The sequence below is a fragment of the Novosphingobium sp. BAM6 genome (assembly GCF_057784955.1).
On the sequence record NZ_JBYNTR010000031.1, the window covers coordinates 1 to 1,775 of the forward strand.

General features: G+C 60.1%; 1 protein-coding gene and 1 tRNA gene. Both read left to right on the top strand.

Going from position 1 to position 1,775, the window contains the following annotated elements; all coding sequences use genetic code 11:
• Nucleotides 1–42 precede the first annotated feature (42 nt).
• A tRNA-Met gene (locus tag AC3EC3_RS19730) sits at nucleotides 43–119 on the top strand.
• Between the two features lie 167 nt (nucleotides 120–286).
• A complete protein-coding gene (locus AC3EC3_RS19735) occupies nucleotides 287–1,405 on the top strand; it encodes an IS110 family RNA-guided transposase (protein ID WP_488491274.1) in 1,119 nt (372 codons plus the stop codon).
• The last annotated feature ends 370 nt before the right edge of the window (nucleotides 1,406–1,775 follow it).

A 1,775-nucleotide genomic window follows, 5' to 3' on the forward strand; every position in this document is an offset into this window, starting at 1 on the left:
ACAGAACGCAAAAACTACGGGCTCAACTCAAGCCCTCAGTGTCGCGGGGTGGAGCAGCCCGGTAGCTCGTCAGGCTCATAACCTGAAGGTCGCAGGTTCAAATCCTGCCCCCGCAACCAACACCCAGCATCCCAAACCGCCTCGGACAATCCGAAGGCGGTTTTTTGTATTTTATTTTAGACCGTATGTTCGGTCAGTGAAGGTAGCCCGCCCTCGTAGTAAGCAGGAAACGGGGGTTGCGCCGGACGGGCCGGTGCCTTGCCCCATGCTTAAGCGAGGGCGGACCATGGAAGATTATAGCGAACTTTTCATCGGCCTTGATACGTCGAAGTTGAAGATTTCCGTTGCGGTGGCGGATGGCGAGCGAACCGGTGATATCCGGTTTCTCGGCGACATTTCGTCTGAACCAGCATCGGTTGCAGGCCTGGTGGCGAAGCTGGAGAAACGCGGGGCGACGCTGCACTTTTGCTATGAGGCCGGCCCTACAGGGTACGACCTCCACCGCCAGATCAGCGAACTCGGCCATGAGTGTGCCGTGGTCGCTCCATCGTTGGTGCCAAAGCGGCCGGGCGATCGGGTTAAGACCAATCGCCGTGACGCGGTGAGCTTGGCGCGGTTACATCGCGCCGGCGAGCTGACCGCTGTGTGGGTTCCCGACGCCGCGCATGAAGCAGTGCGCGATCTGGTGAGGGCCCGGGAAGCGGCGGGTGAGGCGCTGAAGCGGGCTCGCCAGCAGCTCCAGTCCTTCCTGCTGCGTCACGGTCGGGTTTACACCGGTCGCAAGCCATGGACGCGTGCTCATGGCCGGTGGCTTGCTGATTTGCAATTCGACCATCCTGCACATCATATTGTCCTGGCGGAATATCGCCAGGCTATCGAGGATGCAGAAGTCCGTCTCCAGCGACTGACCAGGCAGGTTACCGAGACCGCGGCCTCATGGTCGATGGCTCCGGTCGTTGCAGCTTTTCAGGCGATGCGCGGGGTCGCGTTCATGACGGCCGTGACCTTCGTCGTGGAAATCGGTGATGTGCGTCGGTTCGACAATCCTCGGCAATTGATGGCCTATCTGGGCCTTGTACCGTCCGAGAATTCAACTGGGGAGCGGGTCAGGCGGGCAGGGATCACCAAGGCCGGTAACTCACGCGCACGCCGGGTACTCGTTGAGGGGGCGTGGACCTACCGCTATCCAGCCCGCGTGAGTTCGACCATCCAAGCGCGCCTTGAAGGGCTGCCAAGGACGGTGCGCGAGATCGCCTGGAAAGGCCAGATCCGGCTTTGTGCCCGCTATCGTAAGCTGATCATGGCGGGCAAGCTCAAGACCGTCGTCGTAACCGCGATTGCGCGCGAGATGGCGGCATTCCTGTGGGCGATCGGTCGGGAGGTTGCACCGAGCCCTCAGGCGTAAAGAGCCATCACCAGTAAAACGTTGAAAAGGAAGGAGCGACCAGGACTTGAAGCATCATCTGCTCGATGTGCAAAGTTGGGAGCAGAGCCCCGGTGGGGAACCCTCGCGGACTCTATGTGGCCGACGTCAGTCGATGCCCGATTTTAGACCGAGGCAGCCCCAGACGAACCTACGGAAATGCGGTATCCAACCCGCGGATAAGAGTATGCCAACCGTCGTCGAAAGCTCTGCTCCCTACTTTGCGCATCAGCTTTAACAGGTTGCGGAAAAAGGCTCTTTCCTCGAGCCGCTTGAGGTGATTCAGACGCCTTCAACTGAGGTTGAAGGATTTGAGATGCGGGGCGGCGATTACCGGAGCGAAGGGCTGTTT

What these genes read in the sequence shown, in the direction of transcription:
- AC3EC3_RS19735 (WP_488491274.1), top strand. Translation starts at nt 287, where the DNA reads ATGGAAGATTATAGCGAACTTTTCATCGGCCTTGATACGTCGAAGTTG.